1 protein-coding gene and 1 pseudogene are annotated in these 1,583 nt (G+C 49.5%); both read right to left on the reverse strand.

The genetic code is table 11. From position 1 onward, the window contains the following. Positions 1–140 precede the first annotated feature (140 nt). The gene (gene dinQ / locus SLS51_RS24425) at positions 141–212 is read right to left on the reverse strand and encodes a damage-inducible type I toxin DinQ (RefSeq protein WP_369293964.1); all 72 of its coding nucleotides are present in this window, start codon (positions 210–212) and stop codon (positions 141–143) included. A 464-nt stretch (positions 213–676) separates the two neighbouring features. Beyond that, positions 677–1,583: pseudogene (locus SLS51_RS22910) on the reverse strand (hypothetical protein); the annotation flags it as partial.

The raw sequence follows: 1,583 nt of genomic DNA on the forward strand, positions 1-1,583 counted from the left end.
GTCCAGTCGGGATGACCAAATTTAACTTTTAGATCAGTATATTGGGCGACTTAAACAAGAGTGGTTTGCTTGATCAAAGGCGGTAAATGTTAAAGGCCACCGGGAGGTTACTCCGATGGCCTTAGCTACGTTTCCGTTATCTATTTCAGAAATGCACGGATCAGCTCTAAAAGCGCGATTAACGCTTTGAGAACGATGATAGCAGTGTCAATAAATGCTTTCACCCGTTTGCTCCCGTTAGGAGCACGATTTAACCAGCCATTGCCTTTACGCTGCCTGTCCGGCTGACTTCCATCAAGTCAGTTAAGGAATATCGCGCTCTGACCGAGGCACTGAAGCAGCACCACCTGTCCTTCAGCCAGGACTTACGAAAACTTGCGTCAGAGATACACAGGCCAGAACGCTACCCAAAACTAACAGCCGTTGATTATAGGTTTATTTTCAGATGATTCAATCAATTAAAATGGTGAGTTGGTAAAAACAAAAAAACCAACTGGTGAGGTTGGCTTTTTTGTTTTACCCATACAGGGCGCGGGTATCTTTTGTGCTATTACCGAGATTGGTAGCCTCAGTCCTAGCGCGATATTCCTTAACTGACATAACCAGTCTAATGCCTATAGCATAAAATATCAACCTAGGGTGCGGAGTAAAAAACCTCACATAAATGGAATGATATTCACCCAATCACAGGTGAATACTTCTGTTTCAGCCCATCCGATTTATAGGCCGTGTTCCTTATCGCGCTGGCGTTCTCCGGCATACCTGTGTTGTGGTGCGTATGGGCGGCAGTCTGTTCCGCCAGTGCTTTAACCACATCCAACGTCTCTAACATCAAGGTCATGACATTGATTTGCTGGCTGCCTACCCAAACCACGGGCGCGATGATTTCTTGCCTGGCACCGGCGATGCTCTGCTTAAGCAGACCAATCTTCTCTATCAGCTTTTGCCCGACTTCAATAGTGGCCTCTTTCCCTACACTGGCAACGAAATTTGATGAGGTCGCCATACTATAGTCACCGTCTGCAATTTGCTGGACAGCGCCCGCCAGTAGCGTAGACGTGCCCAAAACCGTGGTTTTATCCGTGGCCTGTATCGTGGTTTCCCGTGCGACTACGTTACGTGTTTCCGTGTCTGCCCTGACTTCACGGTGCATGGACGACTCATCAATAGTCTGGTCAGTCTGACGAATCCAGTTCCCTTCCTGAGTTACCCTCTGCGAAACTTCCGCCCGCTGCTGCTGCAATTGTTCGCCTGGCTTGATATCGGGCAAGGTATTACCCTGGCTTAATGTCTGCCGGATAAAGGGCTTATCCGGTCTGCCTGCCTCAAAGGCGATTTCAACCACCGTTCCGACTGGCGGATATTGGAACATACCGGATTCACTGCCCGCCATCGGCAAAGGCAGCGGAACCGCGTGGTAAACAGGAACCGCGGCATCCTGACCATCATCAGCCAATAATTGTACATCAACGGCATAGCGTGGCCGGAATGGGTCGGCGATATCGCCGCTGACCGTGTTTTCAGGGTGTGCCTCAATGCGGGCAAATTTGGGTAAATGCAGCCCTGCCGATAATTCGGGGTAG

It is taken from the genome of Photorhabdus africana (assembly GCF_035181445.1).
Classification (GTDB): domain Bacteria; phylum Pseudomonadota; class Gammaproteobacteria; order Enterobacterales; family Enterobacteriaceae; genus Photorhabdus; species Photorhabdus laumondii.